Raw genomic sequence first — 17912 nt, 5'->3', positions numbered from 1 at the left:
GACACGGGACACTATGACCGAGGTCGATAGACCGAGGTCCGCCCGAGCAGTTCACGCTCCCAGCCCTCGTCCACACCCATCGTGGTCTCGGCTGCTCCCAGGAAAAGATACCCGTCGGGCGCCATCACCTGGCGGACCCGTTGCAGGACGTCCCGCTTGGTCTCCCGATCGAAGTAGATCAGCACATTGCGGAGGAAGACGACGTCGAAGCGGCCCAGGATCGGGAAGGGCCTGGTCAGGTTCAGCTGACGCAACTGCACGCGATCCCGGATCGACTGGTTGATCCGCCAACTCGGGCCGCTCCGCTCGAAGTGCTTGATCAGACTGGTCACCGGCAGCCCCCGGTTCACCTCGAGCTGGGAGTACTCGCCACCCCGCGCGCGGTCGATCATCTCCTCCGAGAGGTCGGTAGCCAACAGCTCGATCCTCCAGCCGGCCAACTCGGGCATATCCAGCGCCGTCATCACGATGCTGTACGGCTCCTGGCCGCTGGAGCACGCGCCCGCCCAGATCCGCAACGAGCGGTCCGGGCGTGACCGGGCCAGCGTCGGCAGCACGGTGTTCCGCAACACCGCGAACGGTTCGGCGTCGCGGAACCACGAGGTCTCGTTGGTGGTCAACGCCTCCACCACGTTCTTGAGCCGCGCCGGCGTCCGCCGCCGCGACAGCTCATCGACGTAGGCGTCGACGTCGCGGTGCCCGGCCGCGCGGGCCAGCGGCACCAGCCGCGACTCGACCAGGTACTCCTTGCCGGCCTCCAACACGATGGCACTCTCGGCACGGACCAACTCCCGCACGAAGCTGAACGACTGCGGGCTGATCGTCATAGACGTGCCCCGAGCGGCGAACCGCCGCTGGCCAGCTGCGGAACCCGACGGACGATCTCCGTGGCCAACTCACCCAGCGGCAGGATCTCCTCGGCCAATCCGGCACCGGCGACGGCACCCGGCATGCCCCAGACCACCGAACTGGCCTCGTCCTGCACGATCAGGCTGCCACCCCGGTCGACGATGTCGCGCGCACCGCGACAACCGTCGGAGCCCATGCCGGTCAGCACCACGCCGAGTACCGATCCGCCGAGCGCCGTGGCGGCCGACCGGAACAGGACGTCGACGGCGGGGCGACAGAAGTTCTCCGGCGGCTGCTGGTGCAACCGCGCGACCAACTGCCCGGCCTCGCGGCGCACCTCCAGGTGGTGGTCGCCCGGCGCGATGCAGACCGTCCCGGGCCGAAGCACCTGCCCATCGGTCGCCTCACTCACCTCGACGCCGTAGAGCCGGTCCAACCGCCGGGCGAACTGCAGCGTGAAGATCGGCGGCATGTGCTGCACCACCGCGACCGGTACCGAGAGCAACGGCAGCTGGCCGAGCAACTTGCTCAACGCTTCCGGGCCACCGGTCGACGAGCCGATCGCGACCAGGCGGCAGCCTCCGGCGGGCCGCGGCGCCGCGGCCCGCCGGACGACCTGAGGCTTGGCCACCGGGGTCACGCCCACCGGCCGGAGCCTGCTCGGCGAACCCGGCACCAGCGACTTGATCCTCGGGATCAACGACTCCCGGACCTGCTCGATCGAACGCCCCACGCTGCCGACGTTGGCCGGCTTGGGGACGTAGTCGCTGGCACCCGCGGCGAGCGCATCCAGGGTGGCCGTGGCCCCACGTTCGGTGAGCGTGCTGAACATGATCACCGGGATCCGGCTCCCCGACGCCCGTAGCTGACGTACCGCCTCGATGCCGTCGAGCTCCGGCATCTCGATGTCCATCGTGATCAGGTCCGGTTTGAGCGTGGCGGCCTTCTGCAGCGCCGCCCGCCCGTTCACCGCGGTCCCGACCACCTCAATATCGGGATCGGCGGAGAGGAGGTCCGAGACCAGCTTGCGGATCACGACCGAGTCGTCGACCACAAGCACCCTGATCGGTGTCATCCTTCGGTCAGTTCAGCCGGAAGTGGGAGAGCTCGGTACGGAGCCCGCCCGACATCTCGGCGAGCTCGCCGATCGCGGCCAGGGTCTGGTTGACCGCCTGGGTGGTCGAGGTCGACGCCGTGGCCACGCCACCGATGTTGACCGCGATCTCGCCCGAGCCGGTGGACGCCTCGGCGACGTTGCGCGACATCTCGTTGGTGGTGGCGGTCTGCTCCTCCACGGCCGAGGCGATGGTCAGCTGGTAGTCGTTGATCGACGTGATGATCGTGGCGATCTCCCCGATCGCGTCGACGGCACCGGTGGTGTCGGCCTGGATCGCCTCGACCCGGCGGGCGATGTCCTCGGTGGCCCGCGCCGTCTCCTGGGCGAGTTCCTTGACCTCGTTGGCGACGACGGCGAAGCCCTTGCCGGCCTCACCGGCGCGGGCGGCTTCGATGGTGGCGTTGAGGGCGAGCAGGTTGGTCTGCTCTGCGATCGAGGTGATCACCTTGACCACGTTGCCGATCTCCTGGCTGGAGGTGCCGAGCTTGCCCACCGAGACGTTGGTGGTCTCGACCATGCCGACGGCCTGGGAAGCGACCCGCGCCGCCTCGTTGGCGGAGTAGGCGATCTCGCGGATCGAGGCGCCCATCTGCTCCGCGCCGGCAGCCATCGTCTGCACGTTGCGCGAGACCTCGTCCGCAGCTCCGGAGACGACGCCGGCCTGGACCGAGGTCTCCTCGGCACCGGCCGCGATCTGCTGCGAGGAGGCGGAGAGCTCCTCGGCTGCTGCGGCGACGGCGTCGGCCGAGCCCTGGGCGGTGGTCACGATCTCGGAGACTGAAGTCATCGAGGTGTTCAGTGCGCGCTCGAGCTCGCCGAGTTCGGCGGCCGACTTCTCCTCGACCCGCTGGCTCAGGTCGCCCTTGGCGAACTGGGTCAGGGCGTCCACAATGGCGCGCAGCGGGCGGGTGATCGAGCGGGCGATCAGGTAGGCGAGGACGCCGAGCAGGATCAGGCCGAAGGCCGACGCACCGTAGAGCAGCATCGAAGCACGGTTGCGGGTGTCGACCCGCTCACCACGCGCCACCTTGGCCCGCTCCTCCAGGGCGTCGATGGTGCCGCCGATCAACAGGTCCATGTTGTCGTTGGACTTCTGGATCTCGTCGACCCTGGCCTGCGCGGCCGGACGGTCTGCGATGGCGCTCTCGACGAAGGTGTCCATCGCGTCGATGTAGGCGGCCCAGGCACCGCGGAACTCAGCCGCCTGCTCCTCCGTGCTCGGAAGGTCCAGCGTGCCGATCTCCTCGACCAGCTTGTTGATCTCCGCGGTGTCCTCGTCGATGTCGTCGGCGAGCTTCGCGTTCTCCTTGTAGGCAACGGACTTGAGCGCGGTGACCTTGATCTCGCTGGCGCGGGTGTCCAAGGCGTGCATCAGGCTCAGGCCGCTCTCGAACGCCTGCAGCCGCTCGGCGTCCTGTTCGAGTTCATGGAACCCGTTGTAGGCAACTCCGGCGACGATCAGGGTGGTGGCGGCGCCGATACCGGCGATCGCAGCGAGCCGGCGGCCCACGGTCCAGGTGATGTTGAGAGACAAGAGAGATCCTCGGGGTCGGTACAGCAGTTGGAGGCAGGGTGGTTTCGGCCGCGACCGGCAACGGTCGTCAGCCAGACAGGCGGTCGGGTTCGGTTCAGGCGGCGACGACGCGCTCGACGTCGAGCGCGAGTAGGAGCTGCCGTTCGAGCTTGTAGGCCCCGTACAGGAACTCCCGGGCGGGCCCGACCAGGGTGTCCGGAGGCGGCTCGAACTGGCCCTCGTCGACGTCGACGACCGAGCCGATGCTGTCGACGAGCAGGGCGATAGCCTCGCCCGCTACCCGGACGACCACGAGCATCGGCTCGTGGTCCCCCGCGCGCGCAGGAAGCCCGAGCCGAGCACGGAGCTCGATCGCGCTCATCACCTGTCCACGCAGGTTGATCAGTCCGGCGATGGTGTCCGGCGCCAACGGGATCCGGGTCCGCGGCTGACCGCGGAGGACCTCTTGGACGGCGTGGACGTCAACGCCGTAAAGGTTTCCTTCGAGGGTGAAGGTGACCAGGCGGCTCCTCACATCGCCTCCTGGTAGTCGGAGTCGGACGGTTCGCCACGGTAGAACTCGGGGTCCACGGCCATGATCGCGGAGCGCACATCGAGGACCTCGACGAGCCGGTCCCGGACCAGCGCACTACCCAGCACGCCCCGGTCGGTGACGTCGTCGTGGAACTCGGTGACCTCGTCGACGATGTCGATGATCTCGTCGACCACCATCGCCACGCTGCGGTCACCGACGGTGTAGATCACCACGACCAACTCGTCGCGATCACGATCGCTCATCACGCCGTAGTAGGAGCCGAGTCGGACCACCGGCAGGATGCTGCTCCGGTAGCGGACCACCTCGCGGCTACCGACCCGCTCGACCGCGGTGTGGGCGAAGGTCTCCAGCCGGGTGACCGATGACAGCGCGATCGCCACGCGCCGGTTCTCGCCGAGGCCCGCCACCAGCAGCCGCAGGGTCTCCCCGGAGCCTGTGCCGGTGTCCTCCCCGCCGTCCTCGCTGCTCTCCAGCACTTCCGTGTTCAAGACCTTGCGAGCGAAGGCGGGGACATCCAGGATCAACGCCACGCGTCCGTCGCCGAGGATGGTCGCACCCGAATAGGTGCCGATCGCCTTGAGTTGGGAGTTGAGTGGCTTGACCACGATCTCCTCGGTCGACAACACCCGGTCGATGACCAGCCCGAAACGCTTTCCCTCGGCCTGGAGTACCGCGATCAGGACATGCCCGTCGGAGCGCTCGGACTCGACCTCCAGCACGTCGGCCAAGCTGACCAGCGGCAGCAGGGTGCCGCGGAGCCGGTAGACCGAGGCGCCGTTGACGTTCTCGACCTCGTTCTCGGCGCGCTCGGGGTCGAGCGCGACCAACTCCAGCAGGCTGAGCTGGGGGATGGCGTAACGATCGCCGGCGCTCTCCACGATGAGGGCGGGGACGATAGCCAGGGTCAGCGGGATCCGGAGCCGACAGGTGGTCCCGCGACCGACGGCCGACTCGACCTCGATGGTCCCGCCGATCCCTTCGATGTTGGTCTTCACCACGTCCATCCCGACGCCACGCCCGGAGACGTTGGTGACCGCGGCGGCGGTGGAGAAGCCGGGCAGGAAGATCAACTGCAGGATGTCTGCGTGGGTCATCTGGGCGAGCTGAGCGGAGGTACGCAGCCCACGGTCGAGCGACTTGGCAGCAACCCGCTCGGGGTCGATCCCGGCCCCGTCGTCACTGACCTCGACGACGACCTGGCCGCCCTCGTGGTACGCCCGCAGAGTGACCACGCCCTCGGCCGTCTTTCCGGCGGCGAGGCGGGTCTCGGTGCTCTCCAGACCGTGGTCGACGGCGTTACGGACCAAGTGGGTAAGAGGGTCCTTGACCGCTTCCAGGAGCGACCGGTCCAACTCGGTCTCGCGGCCGACCATCGTGAGTGAGACCGCCTTGCCACACTGGGCGCCGAGGTCGCGGACGACGCGCGGGAGCTTGGCCCAGAGGTTGTCGATCGGCTGCATCCGGGTCTTCATCACGCCCTCCTGCAGCTCAGAGGCGATCAGGTTGAGCCGTTGGGCGGAACGGATCAGCTCGACGTTCTGTTGATCGCCGGCCTGACGAACGATCTGGTTGCGGGTCAGCACCAACTCGCCGACCAACTGCATCAGCGAGTCGAGCAGGTCGACGTCGACGCGGATCGACGACTCGGAGATGCTCCGTCGTCCGTTCGTCTCCTCGGCCAGTTCGGCGACCGGCTCCGCGAGGCGTTCCAGGACCGGCTCGGGAAGCACCCCACCGAAGACCTGGAGAGGCACGTGCTCAGCCACCGGCACGAGTCCCGTGCCGGTCGGGGCCTCCACCTGTCCCGGCTCGGCTGACGACTCTGCGTCGAGCTCGGAGGCGGGTTCCGCGATCGGCTCGCTCTGCGGTGCGGCGAGCTCCGTCTCCCGTCCCTCGAGCGTGGCGGTGATCCGCTCCACGACCGGGCTGACGTCTGTCTCGCCCTCGTCGCCACCCTGCTCGATGCAGGCCAGCAGGTCGCGGACGACGTCGACCATGTGCAGCAGCACATCGGTGGTCAACGGCGTCATCGACATCTCGCCGTCACGCAGGCGGGCAAGCAGGTTCTCGCCGACATGGGTCACCGCTTCCAACCGACCGAAGGCCAGGAAGCCGCTGGTGCCCTTGATCGTGTGGATCGTGCGGAAGATGCTGCCGAGCAGGTCACGCGAGCCAGGCTCGCGCTCCAGCGCGACCAGGTCTCGGTCGAGCTGGTCCAGGTTCTCGAGGCTCTCCACGAGGAATTCCTGGACGATCTCGTCGATCTCGTCCAACGGGGTGTTGCCTCTCATCGTTTCTGTCACGCGCGGCAGCCGACTGCGGGGCAGGGCTGACCGAACGGCCTCGGCACTGGGTCCGAGAAAGTTCCAGGGACGCTCAGCGGTGGCGACGGATGCCGCACGTGTACCGCTCGGCCTCGCCGAGCCGCGGGGCCGGTACGTGGCCGCCGAAGCTGACCCGTGCCATCGGCACCCACGCCTTACGACCGGTTGCCTCGAGGTAGACCCAGGCATACCGGTCGTGGTCTGGCGTGATGCGCTGATCGAGCATCACGCCACGCGTGACGTCACCTCCATCGAGGAGGACTTCGACTTCGATCTCATGGCGCATGGGCCGAAACGCTAACGCTCAAACGAGCAGCGTCGCGCGGAAAAACAATGGGACCATAGTCACCCGGCGAAAGGCTCAGATCCCAGCGGCACAAGCCGATGGGTGAATGTTTCGCCTCGCCTGAAAGCTACTGGCGAGTTAGTCGAACTACGCCGATATATGGATCATAAGCCATCTCTGGACCTAAGGCCGGAAATGACACCGGGTGACATTTGTGTCACTTGAGGACGTTGAGCGCCCCCGCGCGGATGGCGATCCGGATCTCCGCCCCAGGAGTCAGCAAACCGAGCGGTTCACCGTCTCCGCCGACCGCCACCGCAGCCTCGGCCGCGAGCACAAGTTCCTGCCCACGCAGCACCGTGACCTCGTCCAACTGGACGTGAGCGCCGTCGTAGACCTTCGGCAACGACCGGATCAGGTCGAGCTTGTTGGCAGCCGCGATCAGCACCACGTCTAGACGTCCATCGTCCACGACGGCGTCCGGAGCGATCTTCATGCCCGAGCCGTAGAACGAAGAATTGGCTGCCACCACCGTCGCCACTCCCACGCGACGACGCTCACCGTCGAGCATCACCTGCATCTGGACCGGGCGGAACGTCGCCAACGCCCGGATCGCGGCATAGGGGTACTGCAGCTTGCGCGGGAGCCATCGGGCGCCGTCCACGATCTCGGCAGCGCGGGCATCCACGCCGACGTAGACGGAACCGGCAACCTGGATCACCTCGCCGTTCGGCGTCGTCACCTCGATCAGGTCGACGGCGCTCGGCTCGGCCTCCAGCAGGATCCGCGCCACCTGGGTGGGGTCGTTGGGGATACCCAACATCCGCGCGAAGTCGTTGCCCCGTCCCGCCGGAACCATGCCGAGCAGGCCACCCCCGGCCGCGACCTGGCCGGCGATGGACGAGAGCATCCCGTCGCCACCCACCGAGACCACCACGTCGCCGCGGGCCACGGCTGCAGCGACCAGGTCGCTGGTCGCTCGCGGCCCGGGCGAATAGGTGACCTCGACCTCCGCGCCGGCATCGCGCAGCAGTCGAGCCACCGGCACCACCGCCCCCGGGGCAGCCCCGCCGCCGGAGGTCGGGTTGACCAAGAAACTGAACCGCCGCGCATCGCTCACGGAATCATCACTCCCGGGTTGAGCACGCCGGCCGGGTCCAGCTCCGCCTTGACCGCACGGAGGATGTCGACGCCGACCGGGCCGATCTCCCGAGCGAACCACGGACGATGGTCGCTGCCGACGGCGTGGTGATGGCTCACCGTGGCACCGTGGCCGACCATCGCCTCGGTGGCGGCGGCCTTCGCTGCCAGCCAGGTCGTCAACGGCTCGTCGCCGCCGGGAGCAGCGACCGTGAAGTAGAGCGAGCAGCCGGTCTCGTAGACGTGCGAGATGTGGCAGAGGACCAGAGCCTTCTCCCCCAACTCTGCGACCAAAGCGTCCCGCACCGCCTGATAGACCTCGTCGCGCTTGGACCAGAAGGTCGCCGTCTCCAAGGTCTCGACCAGGACTCCGGCGTCGAGCAGGGCGTCACGCAGGTAGGGCGCCGCGAACCGGCCCTGCACCCACGCCTCGCCACGCTCGGCGCCCAACTCCTCACCACCGGCTCGCGTCAGCAGGGCGGCGACGGCGCCGCGCTTGGCAGCGACCGCCTCGACATCGGTCCCCTCGAAGCCGATCACCATCAAGCAACCGGTGACGGTGTCGCCCCCGACGTTCGAATGGCTGGCGAGGTTGAGTGCCGTCTCGTTCTCGTCGGAGAGTCGGATCACGGTCGGCAGTTGGCCGTTCTGGGCGAGCAGGCGCATCGCGTCCGCACCGTCGGCGAAGCTCGGGAACTGCCAGGCCTCGTACTGCTTGACGGTGGGCAGCGCACGGACCCGGACGCGGACCGCAGTGATCACGCCGAAGGCACCCTCGGAGCCGAGCATCAACTGACGCAGGTCGGGACCGGCCGCGTTGGCGGGCGAGCTGCCCAGGACCAGGGTGCCCTTGGCGGTGGCGACCTCCAGGCCGACCACAAGCGCGTCGAAGCGTCCGTAGCCCGCGGAGGACTGGCCGCTGGAACGCGTTGCCGCGAAGCCGCCGATCGAGGCGTACTCGAAGGACTGGGGGTAGTGGCCGAGGGTCATCTGGTGCTCGGCGAGCAGCGCCTCGGCCTCGGGGCCACGCAGCCCCGGCTCGAGGACGGCGGTCATCGAGATCGGGTCGACCTCGCGCAGCGCCTTCATCCGGATCAGATCGAGGCTGACCACACCTACGACGTCGTCGCGTCGGGCGACGAGTCCGCCGGTGACCGAGGTTCCGCCACCGAACGGCACCAGGGCGAACCGGTGTCGCTGAGCCAGCTCGATCAACGCCAACACCTGCTGGTGATCGGCGGGGCGGACCACAGCGTCGGGGGCGTCGGCCAGGTCACCGGAACGCGCCCGGAGCAGGTCGGGCGTCGACTTGCCGCGGGTCCGCAGTCGGCGGGTCTCGTCATCGAGCAGTACCTGCTCGACTCCGACGATCCCGCGCAGCTCGGCGAGGATCTCCTCGCTCAATGCGCTCGGCGGAACGGCGACGACCTCGACGGCCGGTCGATCCTGGACGCCGAACGCGTACTCCACCAACTCGCGGGTGGAGTCGGGGAGAGCGCCGGCCAGCTTCGGGTCGCCCCACCGGGCGGGGTGCATTTCTCGGGTCACGCGTTACACTGTTACACATGACGTCACTTCGTCACAATAGCTATCTGGACGCAGCCCGCGATTCGATCCTCGACGTCGGGTGGCGGCGCACCACCCTGACCGAGGTGGCGCGCCGGGCCGAGGTCTCCCGGATGACGATCTACCGGACCTGGCCGGACATGCAGACCCTGCTCGCCGACCTGATGACCCGCGAGTGGGGCGTCGTCGCCGCCGTCCTACCTGACGGCGACGTATCGCCGCCGACGCCGGCGTCGATCGCCTCCGGCTCGTTGGCCGTGATCGGCGCCCTGCGGACCAACCCGCTCTTCCGTCGGATCCTCGACGTCGACCCCGAACTGCTGTTGCCCTACCTGCTGGACCGGCGTGGCCGCAGCCAGGAGGCGATCCTGCAGGTGCTCGCCGCCCGGATCGCGGCGGGCCAGCAGGCTGGCACCGTGACCGGCGGCGACCCGCACCTGGTGGCCCGCTCCCTGCTCCTGCTCGCCCACGGCCCCGCGCTGTCGGCAGCCACGATGGCCGACGACTCCGTCAGCCTGGCCCAACTCGATGAAGCCGTGGAGACCATGCTGACCAAGGCGTTGCAACCGTGAAGGCCTTAGCCACCAGCAGTGCCGGGCGGATCGGCGTCGGCACCGCCGAGGTGCCCGAGAACGTCGACGTCGTGGTGATCGGGCTCGGCGTGACCGGGACCGGGGTGGCTCTCGACGCAGCCACCCGCGGCCTCTCGGTCCTGGCCGTCGACGCGCACGACCTGGCGTTCGGCACCTCCCGTTGGTCCTCGAAGCTGGTCCACGGCGGCCTCCGCTACCTGGCTCGCGGCCAGGTCGGCGTGGCCCATGAGAGCGCTGTCGAACGCGGCATCCTGATGGAGAGCACGGCACCGCACCTCACCCACGCGATGCCGATGCTGCTTCCGTTGCTCTCCCAGGTCTCCCGGGTCCAGGCAGGCCTCGCCCGGGCCGGGTTCACCGCCGGCGACCTGCTCCGCCGTGGCGCGGGCACCTCGCCGCACACGTTGCCCCGCCCGAGCCGCGTCTCGGCCGCCGAGGTGCTGGCGCTGGCTCCCGGTCTCCGCTCCGCCGGGCTCCGCGGGGGCCTGCTCTCCTGGGACGGCCAACTCGAGGACGACGCTCGGCTGGTCACCTGCATCGCCCGCACCGCCGCCGCCCACGGCGCCGTGGTTCGTACCCATGCTCGAGTCCTGAGCGCCACCGGAACCAGCGTCGAGCTGCGCGACGAGACCACCGGCGAACTGCGCACCGTCACCGCCCGCGCGGTGATCAACGCGACCGGCGTCTGGGCCGGCAGCCTGGTCCCGGTCCGGCTCCGGCCGAGTCGCGGTACCCATCTGGTGCTCCGCGCCGAGACGCTTCCCGGCGTCCGCGCCACCGTGACCGTGCCGGTGCCCGGCTCCCTGAACCGCTACATCATGGTCTTGCCGCAGCCCGACGGCCAGTACTACGTCGGGCTCACCGACGAACCGGTCGACGGCGAAGAGATCCCGGACGTTCCCGAACCGTCCGAAGCCGAGATCGGCTTCCTGCTCGATGTCGTCTCCGCCGCCTTCGACCGTCCGCTCCGGCGCGACGACGTGGTCGGCGCCTACGCCGGCCTGCGTCCGCTGCTGGACAACGACGGCTCGACCGCCGATCTCTCGCGCGAACACGCGGTGCTGACCTCGCCGACCGGCGTGATCACCGTCGTCGGCGGCAAGCTGACCACGTACCGGAAGATGGCCGAGGACGCCGTCGACGCCACCGGTCTGGCCCCCGGCGCCTGCGTGACCCGCGAGACGCCGCTGCTGGGCGCCGCACCACGCACCGAGTTGGCCGAGCTCGAAGGGCCGGCCCGCCTGATCCGTCGCTTCGGCACCGAGGCGGACTACGTCCTGGCCGACGCCCGCGCCGTCTCCGGTCTGAGCGACGCCGAACTGCTGGCCCCGATCACCGACCAGATCCCGATCACCCTTGCCGAGTTGATCTTCGGCGTCACCCATGAGGGCGCCTACGACGTCGAGGACCTGCTGGAGCGTCGGACCAGGGTCGGCATGGTCGCCGTCGACCGTGCCGCCGCGACCCCTGCCGCCGAGCGGGCGTTGACGATCGCGGGTCGCTGACTCACATCTCCATCCAGAGCACTTCCCACAGGTGACCGTCGAGGTCGCGGAACGAACCGCCGTACATCGGCCCCTGCTCGTTGCGCTCCTCGGTGTCGGTGGCCCCGGCCGCAGCCGCCTTGGTGCAGAGCTCGTCGACCTCGGCGCGGCTCTGCGCGGTCAGGCAGATCAGCGTCTCGGTACCGGTCGCGGGCTGGGTCTTGTGGAACGAGTGGAAGTAGTCGTTCTGCAGCAGCATCACGCTGGCCTGGTCGTTGATCACCATGCAGGCCGCCTCCTCGCTGCTGAAATCGGCGTTGAAGGTGAAGCCGAGCGAGCCCCAGAACTCACGGCTCTTCGCGACATCGGCGACGGGCAGGTTCGGGAAGATCATGCGATTCATGGCGGTGCCTCCTGGTGGCGCGGCACCCCACGGTGCCGCTCTGGTTGGTTCGACTGACGGCGTTCGGAGAATTCATCGTCGCAGCGCCGATGAGTTTCTCCTTGGGAATCGGTCTTCCCACCCGGCACACTGAGCACAGGAGGCAGACGTGACCACGAGCGCTTCACCGCAGACCGAGAACGACTTCCAGGAGATGGCCAACCGCTATCGTCGCGAACTCCTGGCGCACTGCTACCGGATGACCGGGTCGGCCCACGAGGCTGAGGACCTCGTGCAGGAGACCTATCTCCGTGCCTGGCGTTCCTTCCACGGCTTCGAGGGGCGCTCCTCGGTTCGCACCTGGCTCTACCGGATCGCCACCAACGTCTGCCTGACGAACCTCGACGGCAAGCAGCGGCGTCCGTTGCCGACGGGGCTCGGCACAGCCGACTCCCAGGCCAGCGACGAGCTGATCAGCGACCACGAGGTGCCGTGGCTCGAGCCGATCCCGGACGCCGCCGTCCAGGTCACCGAGCGGGACTCGATCCGGCTGGCCTTCGTCGCCGCGCTGCAGCACCTCCCCGCCCGTCAGCGGGCGGTGCTGATCCTGCGCGACGTGCTGCGCTGGTCGGCCAAGGAGGTCGCCGAGGCGCTGGACACCTCCACCGCTGCGGTGAACTCGGCGCTGCAGCGCGCCCATGCCGGCCTCGCGGCCGCCGGGCTCGCCGAAGACACCGTGGAGAACGACCTCGACGTCCGCCAACGCGCGATGCTGGAGGAGTACGTCGACGCCTTCTGGCACAAGGACATCGCCCGCATCGTCAACCTGCTGACCGCCGACGCCGTCTGGGAGATGCCACCGTTCATCGGTTGGTACCGCGGCGCGGTGACCATCGGCGAGTTGATCAACACCCAGTGCCCCGGCGGGGTGCACGAGATGCCGATGCGAGCCACCCTCGCCAACGGCCAACCCGCCTTCGGGCTCTACATGGCTCAGGGCGACGGCACCTTCACCCCGTTCCAGTTGCAGGTGCTGCACCTGGACGGCGACCGGGTGGCTCGGGTCTCGGTCTTCTTCAGCCCCACCCTCTTCGCCCGTTTCGGACTGCCCGAGGTACTGCACACCGCGGACCTGGACGTCCGGGTTCCTGCCCCGGCCGCTGGGCGATGATCGCCGCCACCGCACCGGTGGCGCTGTTGGGTCAGGCGATCGAGTTCACCTGCGGCGCCCTTCGCGGCGCCGACAGGGCCTCGCCCGCACTACCCACACCGTGCCGGGGCTGGACACTGGGCGACCTGCTGGACCACATGGCCGACGGGATGGACGCCTTCACCGAGGCGAGCGACGGTCTGGTCGCCGTGACGGCGGCGCCGCGTACCGGCATCGCGCTGCTCGACGTTCGTGCCAAGGCCCGAGCACTACTGAAGGCCTGGCAACAGGCACCGACCGAGGCGGTCCGGATCGCCGATGCCCGTCTCAGCAGCGACGTCTTCCTCCATGCCGCCGCGCTCGAGGTCGCCGTCCACGGCTGGGACGTCGCCGCCACCCTGGCCGACCGCGGGCGATCGCCAGCCCCGATCCCCCAGCACCTGGCCGAAGACCTGATGCCCGCCGCCCACCTCCTGCTCACCAGCGCCGACCGCGTCGGCCGCTTCGCACCGCCGCTCCCCGTCCCGCCCGACGCCCCTGCCGGCGTCCGGCTGCTGGCACTGCTCGGCCGCTGAGCGCAGGTCCCGAGCCGCTGGAGTTCTTCCAGCTGCGAGACGATCTCAGGACCGGCACAAGATGGCGGTTGTTCGCTGCCGCTAGGTGACAGCAAACAACCGCCATCGCACTGCGGCTCCGCCTTACTTGCTGGCGCAGATCGCCCAGAACGAGGCGGTCCGGTCGTTCTCGCCGGTGTCGTTGGTGACCTCGGTGCGCCAACCGATCGGCGCGGCGCCGTCACCCGCAGGCGCGGTTCCGGTGGGGCTGATCAGCGTGAACGAGGTGACCGGGATGCTGTGGCCGACCTGGCCGGCACTACCGCCCAGGAAGAGCAGTCCGGGCGGGGACACCGATGCCCCGCCGCCGATCGCCACAGCGCCCTCCGCGCAGCGGACCGACCGCGACGTCGACTCACCGTTGTCGAAGTCCGCGACGGTCTCCCGTACCGTCACGAACTTCGTGTAGCCACGAGCAGCGGGCGCCAGGTCGGCCTTGGTGACCTGGCCGTTCTTGATCTTCTTGCTGGTCACCGCGTTGTTCGCCAGCTTCTTGGTAGTGACCGCACCGTTCTTGATCTGCGCGGAGCCGATCTGTTTCGCGGCCCACGACGGCAGCGGCGAGATGGCCACCACCAAGAAGAGCGCCAGGTAGGCGACGGCGTTGCGGCCGAGGTGACGGCCAAGACTTCGGGTGCGACTGACTTCGGTTTGCGGTCTCATGGACACTCCTCAGGACGGGAACTGGAACGTGATCCAGCGCACAACCGCCGACCTAGGAGTGTCGATAGCCCAGATGCACCATTTAGGGGTAGTGATTCCGCGTAGTCGGAGGGGGTGAGCTGAGCTCGCGCCGATCCGATGCTGCTCAGACCAGCCATTCCAGCGCCCGGCCGTGGCTCTGGGTGAGGCCGACGGCTCGGCCGTCGACGCCGAGCACGAACCGGTTGCCCACCTCGACGCCACCCGTCGACGCGGTGACGGCGGGCAGCACGTTGGCGCCTTCGTTGCTCACCCAGTGGCAGGCCCCGGCGCGGACCAACTCCCGCATCATCGCCGCGAACCGCTCCCGGTCGTCCGGCTCCAGGTAGGCGATCACCGCGGTATGGAAGACGATCGGAGTCAGACCGGAAGGGACGCGGTCGAGCAACACCGGCAGCTCGGTCAGCAGGTTGCCGCGCACCACCTCGACCGGTGAGCGTCGGGCGACCTGGACAGCCACACGGAGCCGGTCACGCCGGTCCTGGTGCTCGGGGAAGATGAGATTCTCCAACCAGGCAATGTGATCGGGGTCGTTGACGTCGAGCGGGTTGAGGTCGATCCCGCCGCGCCAACCGATCTGAGGAACCACTTCCGGCAAGGACGGTGCACCGCTCACCCGGCACTCCAGCACCGGGCCCGTGCCGACCTCCACCACCGAGTCCGCGCTGCTCCAGCGGTACCGGTAACCGTCCGGGTGCAGGCACAACCCGGCCGAACACCCGACCTCCAGCAGGGCGATCCGCTCCGCACCGATGGTCGCGAAGGCCGGGACCAGTGTCGCCAACCGGCCGACCTCGTTGGTCTGCGTCGCCCGCGTCGAGACCACTGCGACGACGTCCGACCAACGGCCCACCACAACGTCGCGGAAGCCTTGGTACGGCCCCGGCGCTGCGGCCCCCAGCCAGCGGGCCGCCGCAAAGATCAGGTTCGGCTGCTGCTTGATCGGGGGCAGACCGGCGATCAGCCGCTGCACCCCGGCGTCGTCGGCCACGCCCAACGACCACTCGACGAAGGTCGGCGAGTCCACGGCGTGGCGCGCGAAGTCCAGGTAGGCGTCGACGACCGGCTGGAACGGTTCCACACGCCGAGCCTACGTCGCGCGACCGCTCACAGCTCCGAGGTGGCCTGGTTGCGCCAAGGACGCTGGAACGGCAGCCGCCAGGCATAGGGCGCGATCAACTGGTGCATCTGGTTCGGCCCCCACGAACCCTGCGGGTAACTCCGGACCGGGGTGGGATTCTCCAGCATGGGCTGGGAGATCTCCCACAGTCGCTCCACGCCTTCGGCGGTATTGAAGAGTGTCTTGTTGCCCTTCACCGCCTCCAGGATCAACCGTTCGTAGGCCTCCAGGCTCGCCCCCGACCAGCCGGTGCTCTCCATCGCGAACTGCATCGACAGTTTGTTCAGTGCGAAGCCGGGGCCAGGCCGCTTTCCGTAGAACGACAGCGACATCCGCGACGCATCCGCCAGGTCGAAGGTCAGGTGGTCGGGCCCGTCGGCGCCGATCCCCGAACCGGGCGGGAACATCGACTTCGGCGGCTCCTTGAAGGCGACCGAGATGATCCGCTGCCCGGCCCCCAACCGCTTGCCGGTCCGCAGGTAGAACGGCACGTCCGCCCAGCGCCAGTTGTCGATGTAGCACTTCAGCGCGATGAAGGTCTCGGTCTCCGACATCGGGTCGACGCCGGGCTCGTCCCGGTAGCCGTCGTACTGGCCGCGGACCACATCGGCCGGCTCGATCGGCAGCATCGACCGGAAGACCTTCATCTTCTCGGTACTGATCCCCTCCGGGTCCAGCGACGTCGGCGGTTCCATCGCGGTGAACGCCAGCACCTGGAACAGGTGGGTGACCACCATGTCGCGGTAGGCACCGGTGCCTTCGTAGAACCCGGCACGGCCCTCCAGGCCGAGGGTCTCAGGGACATCGATCTGGATGTGGTCGATGTTGTTGCGGTGCCAGATCGGCTCGAAGATCCCGTTGGCGAACCGGAAGGCGAGGATGTTGAGCGCCGCCTCCTTACCCAGGAAGTGGTCGATCCGGAAGATCTGCTCCTCGGCGAAGACCTCATGCAGCGAAGCGTTCAGTGCGACCGCCGAAGCGAGGTCGGTACCGAAAGGCTTCTCCATCACGATCCGGCTGCCCTCGACCAGACCCGCCTCCTGCAACTGTCGGACCACGGCGAGTGCAGCCTTCGGCGGCACCGAGAGATAGTGCAGTCGAGTGTGCTGGGTGTCGCAGTCCGCCTCGGCCTCCTCGATCACGCTGATCAACTCGTCGGCACCCGAGTTCGCCCAGAAGAGCCGGGTCGCGAACTCCTCGAACGCCTGCTTGTCCTCCTCGTCGTCGCTGTGCTTCGCGATCGCCACCCGGGCCAGGTCGACGAACGACTCCCGGGTCTGAGGTTCGAGGGCCGTGCCCACTACCCGCAGTTCGGGCAGCAACCCGGCTCTCCACAGGTGCAGCAGCCCCGGCAGCAGCTTCCGCTGCGCGAGGTCACCGCTCGCACCGAAAAGCACCACGGTGGTGGGAGGTCCGGGCTTGCCCTGTCGCTCTGCCATGTCTCCAGCCTGCCACGCAGGACTTACTCGGGCAGCGCCTGCAATGCAGATGTAACCCGATCGTCGTCACCGGCCACGAAGACGTACTCCTGGTTGCGCACGTGCGAGACCGCGCCCACCCGCTTGCCCCCCGGGCTGAAGATCCCGATCTTCGCGCCGACGTAGCGCCGCGAGTCGTAGGCCAGCATCTCCACCCGTTGGTGCCCGGCGCCCCGCAGCCAGTCGACGACCTGGTCCGGGCTGACCCAGGACTCGTCGCTGTAGGAGACCACCACCATCTCCGCGCGCAGCTCGCCGATCAGCTCCGCCATCGCCTCCGCCATCCGCGGCTTGGAGTTGAAGACGCTGCGGGTCTCGTCGGCGCGAGCGTCGATCCGTTTGCAGGCGACGCCGTAGAACTCCGGCTCGTCCCACCGCACCAACGTCTCCCAGACGTGGTAGTTCGTGAAATACCGATGCTGGTTGTAGGGCGGGTCGAGGTAGGCGAGGTCAGTGGCGGGCAACTGCCGCACCATCTCGACGGCGTCGCCGTGGCTGGTCCGGCCGACACCGGGCAACAGCTCCGGCACCCTGAGTTGCAACGGCTTGTGCGACCGCGGCGCCCAGTCCTTCAGGTACGCCATCTGCAGTCCGGTCGTGGAGTCGACCCGGTCGGCGGCCAGGATCAGGCTGGTCAACAGGATCGCGTAGAGCGGACCGCCCCGGTGCTCACGCTCGATCTCGTTGCGGATCGCGTCGACCCTCGCGCCGTTCTGCGGCTGGAAGAACCGCGACTGCTCGCAGAAGGTCTCGGTGAAGTAGCCCGCCTCGCCGGGCAGCGCGTTGAGCCGCTCCACCTCGGCCAGCAGCAGCTCTCGGTCCACGGTGTCGCTGTCGGTGGCGATCCAGCAGTCGCTGAAGACCGCGCTGTACGTGGCCACGTCGTTCGCGGTCACCACCAGTCCGCGGCGCTTGAACTCCTGTGCCACCCGAGTGGTGCCGGTGAAGAGGTCGAGGCCGGTCCGGGCCCCGGAGCCTTCGGCCAACGCCCCGAGGACCGGGATCAGCGTCCGCTTCGAGCCAAGATATTTGATCATC

At 68.7% G+C, this 17912-nt stretch carries 17 protein-coding genes; 4 read left to right on the top strand and 13 right to left on the bottom strand.

From position 1 onward, the window contains the following. Positions 1-11 precede the first annotated feature (11 nt). The 8 genes from ACLM5J_RS08240 to ACLM5J_RS08205 form a co-directional block, all read right to left on the bottom strand. On the bottom strand, positions 12-827 hold the full coding sequence (locus ACLM5J_RS08240) for a CheR family methyltransferase (RefSeq protein ID WP_413655774.1): 816 nt from the start codon (positions 825-827) through the stop codon (positions 12-14). Beyond that, complete coding sequence (locus tag ACLM5J_RS08235; RefSeq protein ID WP_413655772.1) at positions 824-1924, bottom strand: protein-glutamate methylesterase/protein-glutamine glutaminase; 1101 nt, start codon at positions 1922-1924, stop codon at positions 824-826. The genes ACLM5J_RS08240 and ACLM5J_RS08235 overlap by 4 nt, the downstream gene beginning before the upstream one ends. A 7-nt stretch (positions 1925-1931) precedes the next feature. After that, on the bottom strand, positions 1932-3500 hold the full coding sequence (locus ACLM5J_RS08230) for a methyl-accepting chemotaxis protein (protein ID WP_413655771.1): 1569 nt from the start codon (positions 3498-3500) through the stop codon (positions 1932-1934). A gap of 94 nt (positions 3501-3594) precedes the next feature. Continuing rightward, positions 3595-4014 (bottom strand): chemotaxis protein CheW, encoded by a 420-nt coding sequence (locus ACLM5J_RS08225; RefSeq protein ID WP_413655769.1) that lies wholly within the window; start codon positions 4012-4014, stop codon positions 3595-3597. Then, the gene (locus tag ACLM5J_RS08220; RefSeq protein WP_413655767.1) at positions 4011-6326 is read right to left on the bottom strand and encodes a chemotaxis protein CheA; all 2316 of its coding nucleotides are present in this window, start codon (positions 6324-6326) and stop codon (positions 4011-4013) included. Before ACLM5J_RS08220 ends, ACLM5J_RS08225 begins: the two co-directional genes overlap by 4 nt. An 85-nt stretch (positions 6327-6411) precedes the next feature. After that, complete coding sequence (locus ACLM5J_RS08215; RefSeq protein ID WP_413655766.1) at positions 6412-6645, bottom strand: hypothetical protein; 234 nt, start codon at positions 6643-6645, stop codon at positions 6412-6414. Positions 6646-6862: 217 nt separating this feature from the next. Continuing rightward, a complete protein-coding gene (locus ACLM5J_RS08210; RefSeq protein ID WP_413655764.1) occupies positions 6863-7765 on the bottom strand; it encodes a diacylglycerol/lipid kinase family protein in 903 nt (300 codons plus the stop codon). Next, positions 7762-9333 (bottom strand): FAD-binding oxidoreductase, encoded by a 1572-nt coding sequence (locus ACLM5J_RS08205; RefSeq protein WP_413655763.1) that lies wholly within the window; start codon positions 9331-9333, stop codon positions 7762-7764. The genes ACLM5J_RS08210 and ACLM5J_RS08205 overlap by 4 nt, the downstream gene beginning before the upstream one ends. Before the next feature lie 17 nt (positions 9334-9350). On the opposite strand from ACLM5J_RS08205, the gene ACLM5J_RS08200 reads away from it, so the two are divergent. Both ACLM5J_RS08200 and ACLM5J_RS08195 read left to right on the top strand, forming a co-directional pair. Continuing rightward, on the top strand, positions 9351-9923 hold the full coding sequence (locus ACLM5J_RS08200) for a TetR/AcrR family transcriptional regulator (protein ID WP_413655761.1): 573 nt from the start codon (positions 9351-9353) through the stop codon (positions 9921-9923). Then, positions 9920-11449, top strand: coding sequence for a glycerol-3-phosphate dehydrogenase/oxidase (locus ACLM5J_RS08195; RefSeq protein ID WP_413655759.1), 1530 nt, complete (start codon positions 9920-9922; stop codon positions 11447-11449). The genes ACLM5J_RS08200 and ACLM5J_RS08195 overlap by 4 nt, the downstream gene beginning before the upstream one ends. Position 11450: 1 nt before the next feature. On the opposite strand, the gene ACLM5J_RS08190 is transcribed toward ACLM5J_RS08195, so the two are convergent. Then, on the bottom strand, positions 11451-11831 hold the full coding sequence (locus tag ACLM5J_RS08190) for a VOC family protein (RefSeq protein WP_413655757.1): 381 nt from the start codon (positions 11829-11831) through the stop codon (positions 11451-11453). A 148-nt stretch (positions 11832-11979) separates the two neighbouring features. On the opposite strand from ACLM5J_RS08190, the gene ACLM5J_RS08185 reads away from it, so the two are divergent. Both ACLM5J_RS08185 and ACLM5J_RS08180 read left to right on the top strand, forming a co-directional pair. Then, positions 11980-12981 (top strand): sigma-70 family RNA polymerase sigma factor, encoded by a 1002-nt coding sequence (locus tag ACLM5J_RS08185; RefSeq protein WP_413655755.1) that lies wholly within the window; start codon positions 11980-11982, stop codon positions 12979-12981. Then, positions 12978-13535, top strand: a complete 558-nt coding sequence (locus tag ACLM5J_RS08180) for a TIGR03086 family metal-binding protein (RefSeq protein ID WP_413655754.1) — start codon at positions 12978-12980, stop codon at positions 13533-13535. The genes ACLM5J_RS08185 and ACLM5J_RS08180 overlap by 4 nt, the downstream gene beginning before the upstream one ends. 123 nt (positions 13536-13658) lie before the next feature. Here ACLM5J_RS08180 and ACLM5J_RS08175 read toward each other — a convergent pair whose 3' ends face one another. The 4 genes from ACLM5J_RS08175 to ACLM5J_RS08160 form a co-directional block, all read right to left on the bottom strand. Next, a complete protein-coding gene (locus ACLM5J_RS08175; protein WP_413655752.1) occupies positions 13659-14237 on the bottom strand; it encodes a hypothetical protein in 579 nt (192 codons plus the stop codon). 145 nt (positions 14238-14382) lie between these two features. Further along, complete coding sequence (locus tag ACLM5J_RS08170) at positions 14383-15357, bottom strand: DUF2332 domain-containing protein (protein ID WP_413655750.1); 975 nt, start codon at positions 15355-15357, stop codon at positions 14383-14385. A 26-nt stretch (positions 15358-15383) separates the two neighbouring features. After that, complete coding sequence (gene zwf / locus ACLM5J_RS08165; protein ID WP_413655748.1) at positions 15384-16835, bottom strand: glucose-6-phosphate dehydrogenase; 1452 nt, start codon at positions 16833-16835, stop codon at positions 15384-15386. A gap of 23 nt (positions 16836-16858) precedes the next feature. After that, positions 16859-17911 carry a DNA adenine methylase gene (locus ACLM5J_RS08160; protein ID WP_413655746.1) on the bottom strand — a complete coding sequence of 351 codons (1053 nt, stop codon included), beginning with the start codon at positions 17909-17911 and terminating at the stop codon, positions 16859-16861. Position 17912 lies beyond the last annotated feature (1 nt).

It is taken from the genome of Nocardioides sp. Bht2 (assembly GCF_047308515.1).
Taxonomy (GTDB): domain Bacteria; phylum Actinomycetota; class Actinomycetes; order Propionibacteriales; family Nocardioidaceae; genus Nocardioides.
This window is presented reverse-complemented; position numbering and strand designations above follow the sequence as displayed.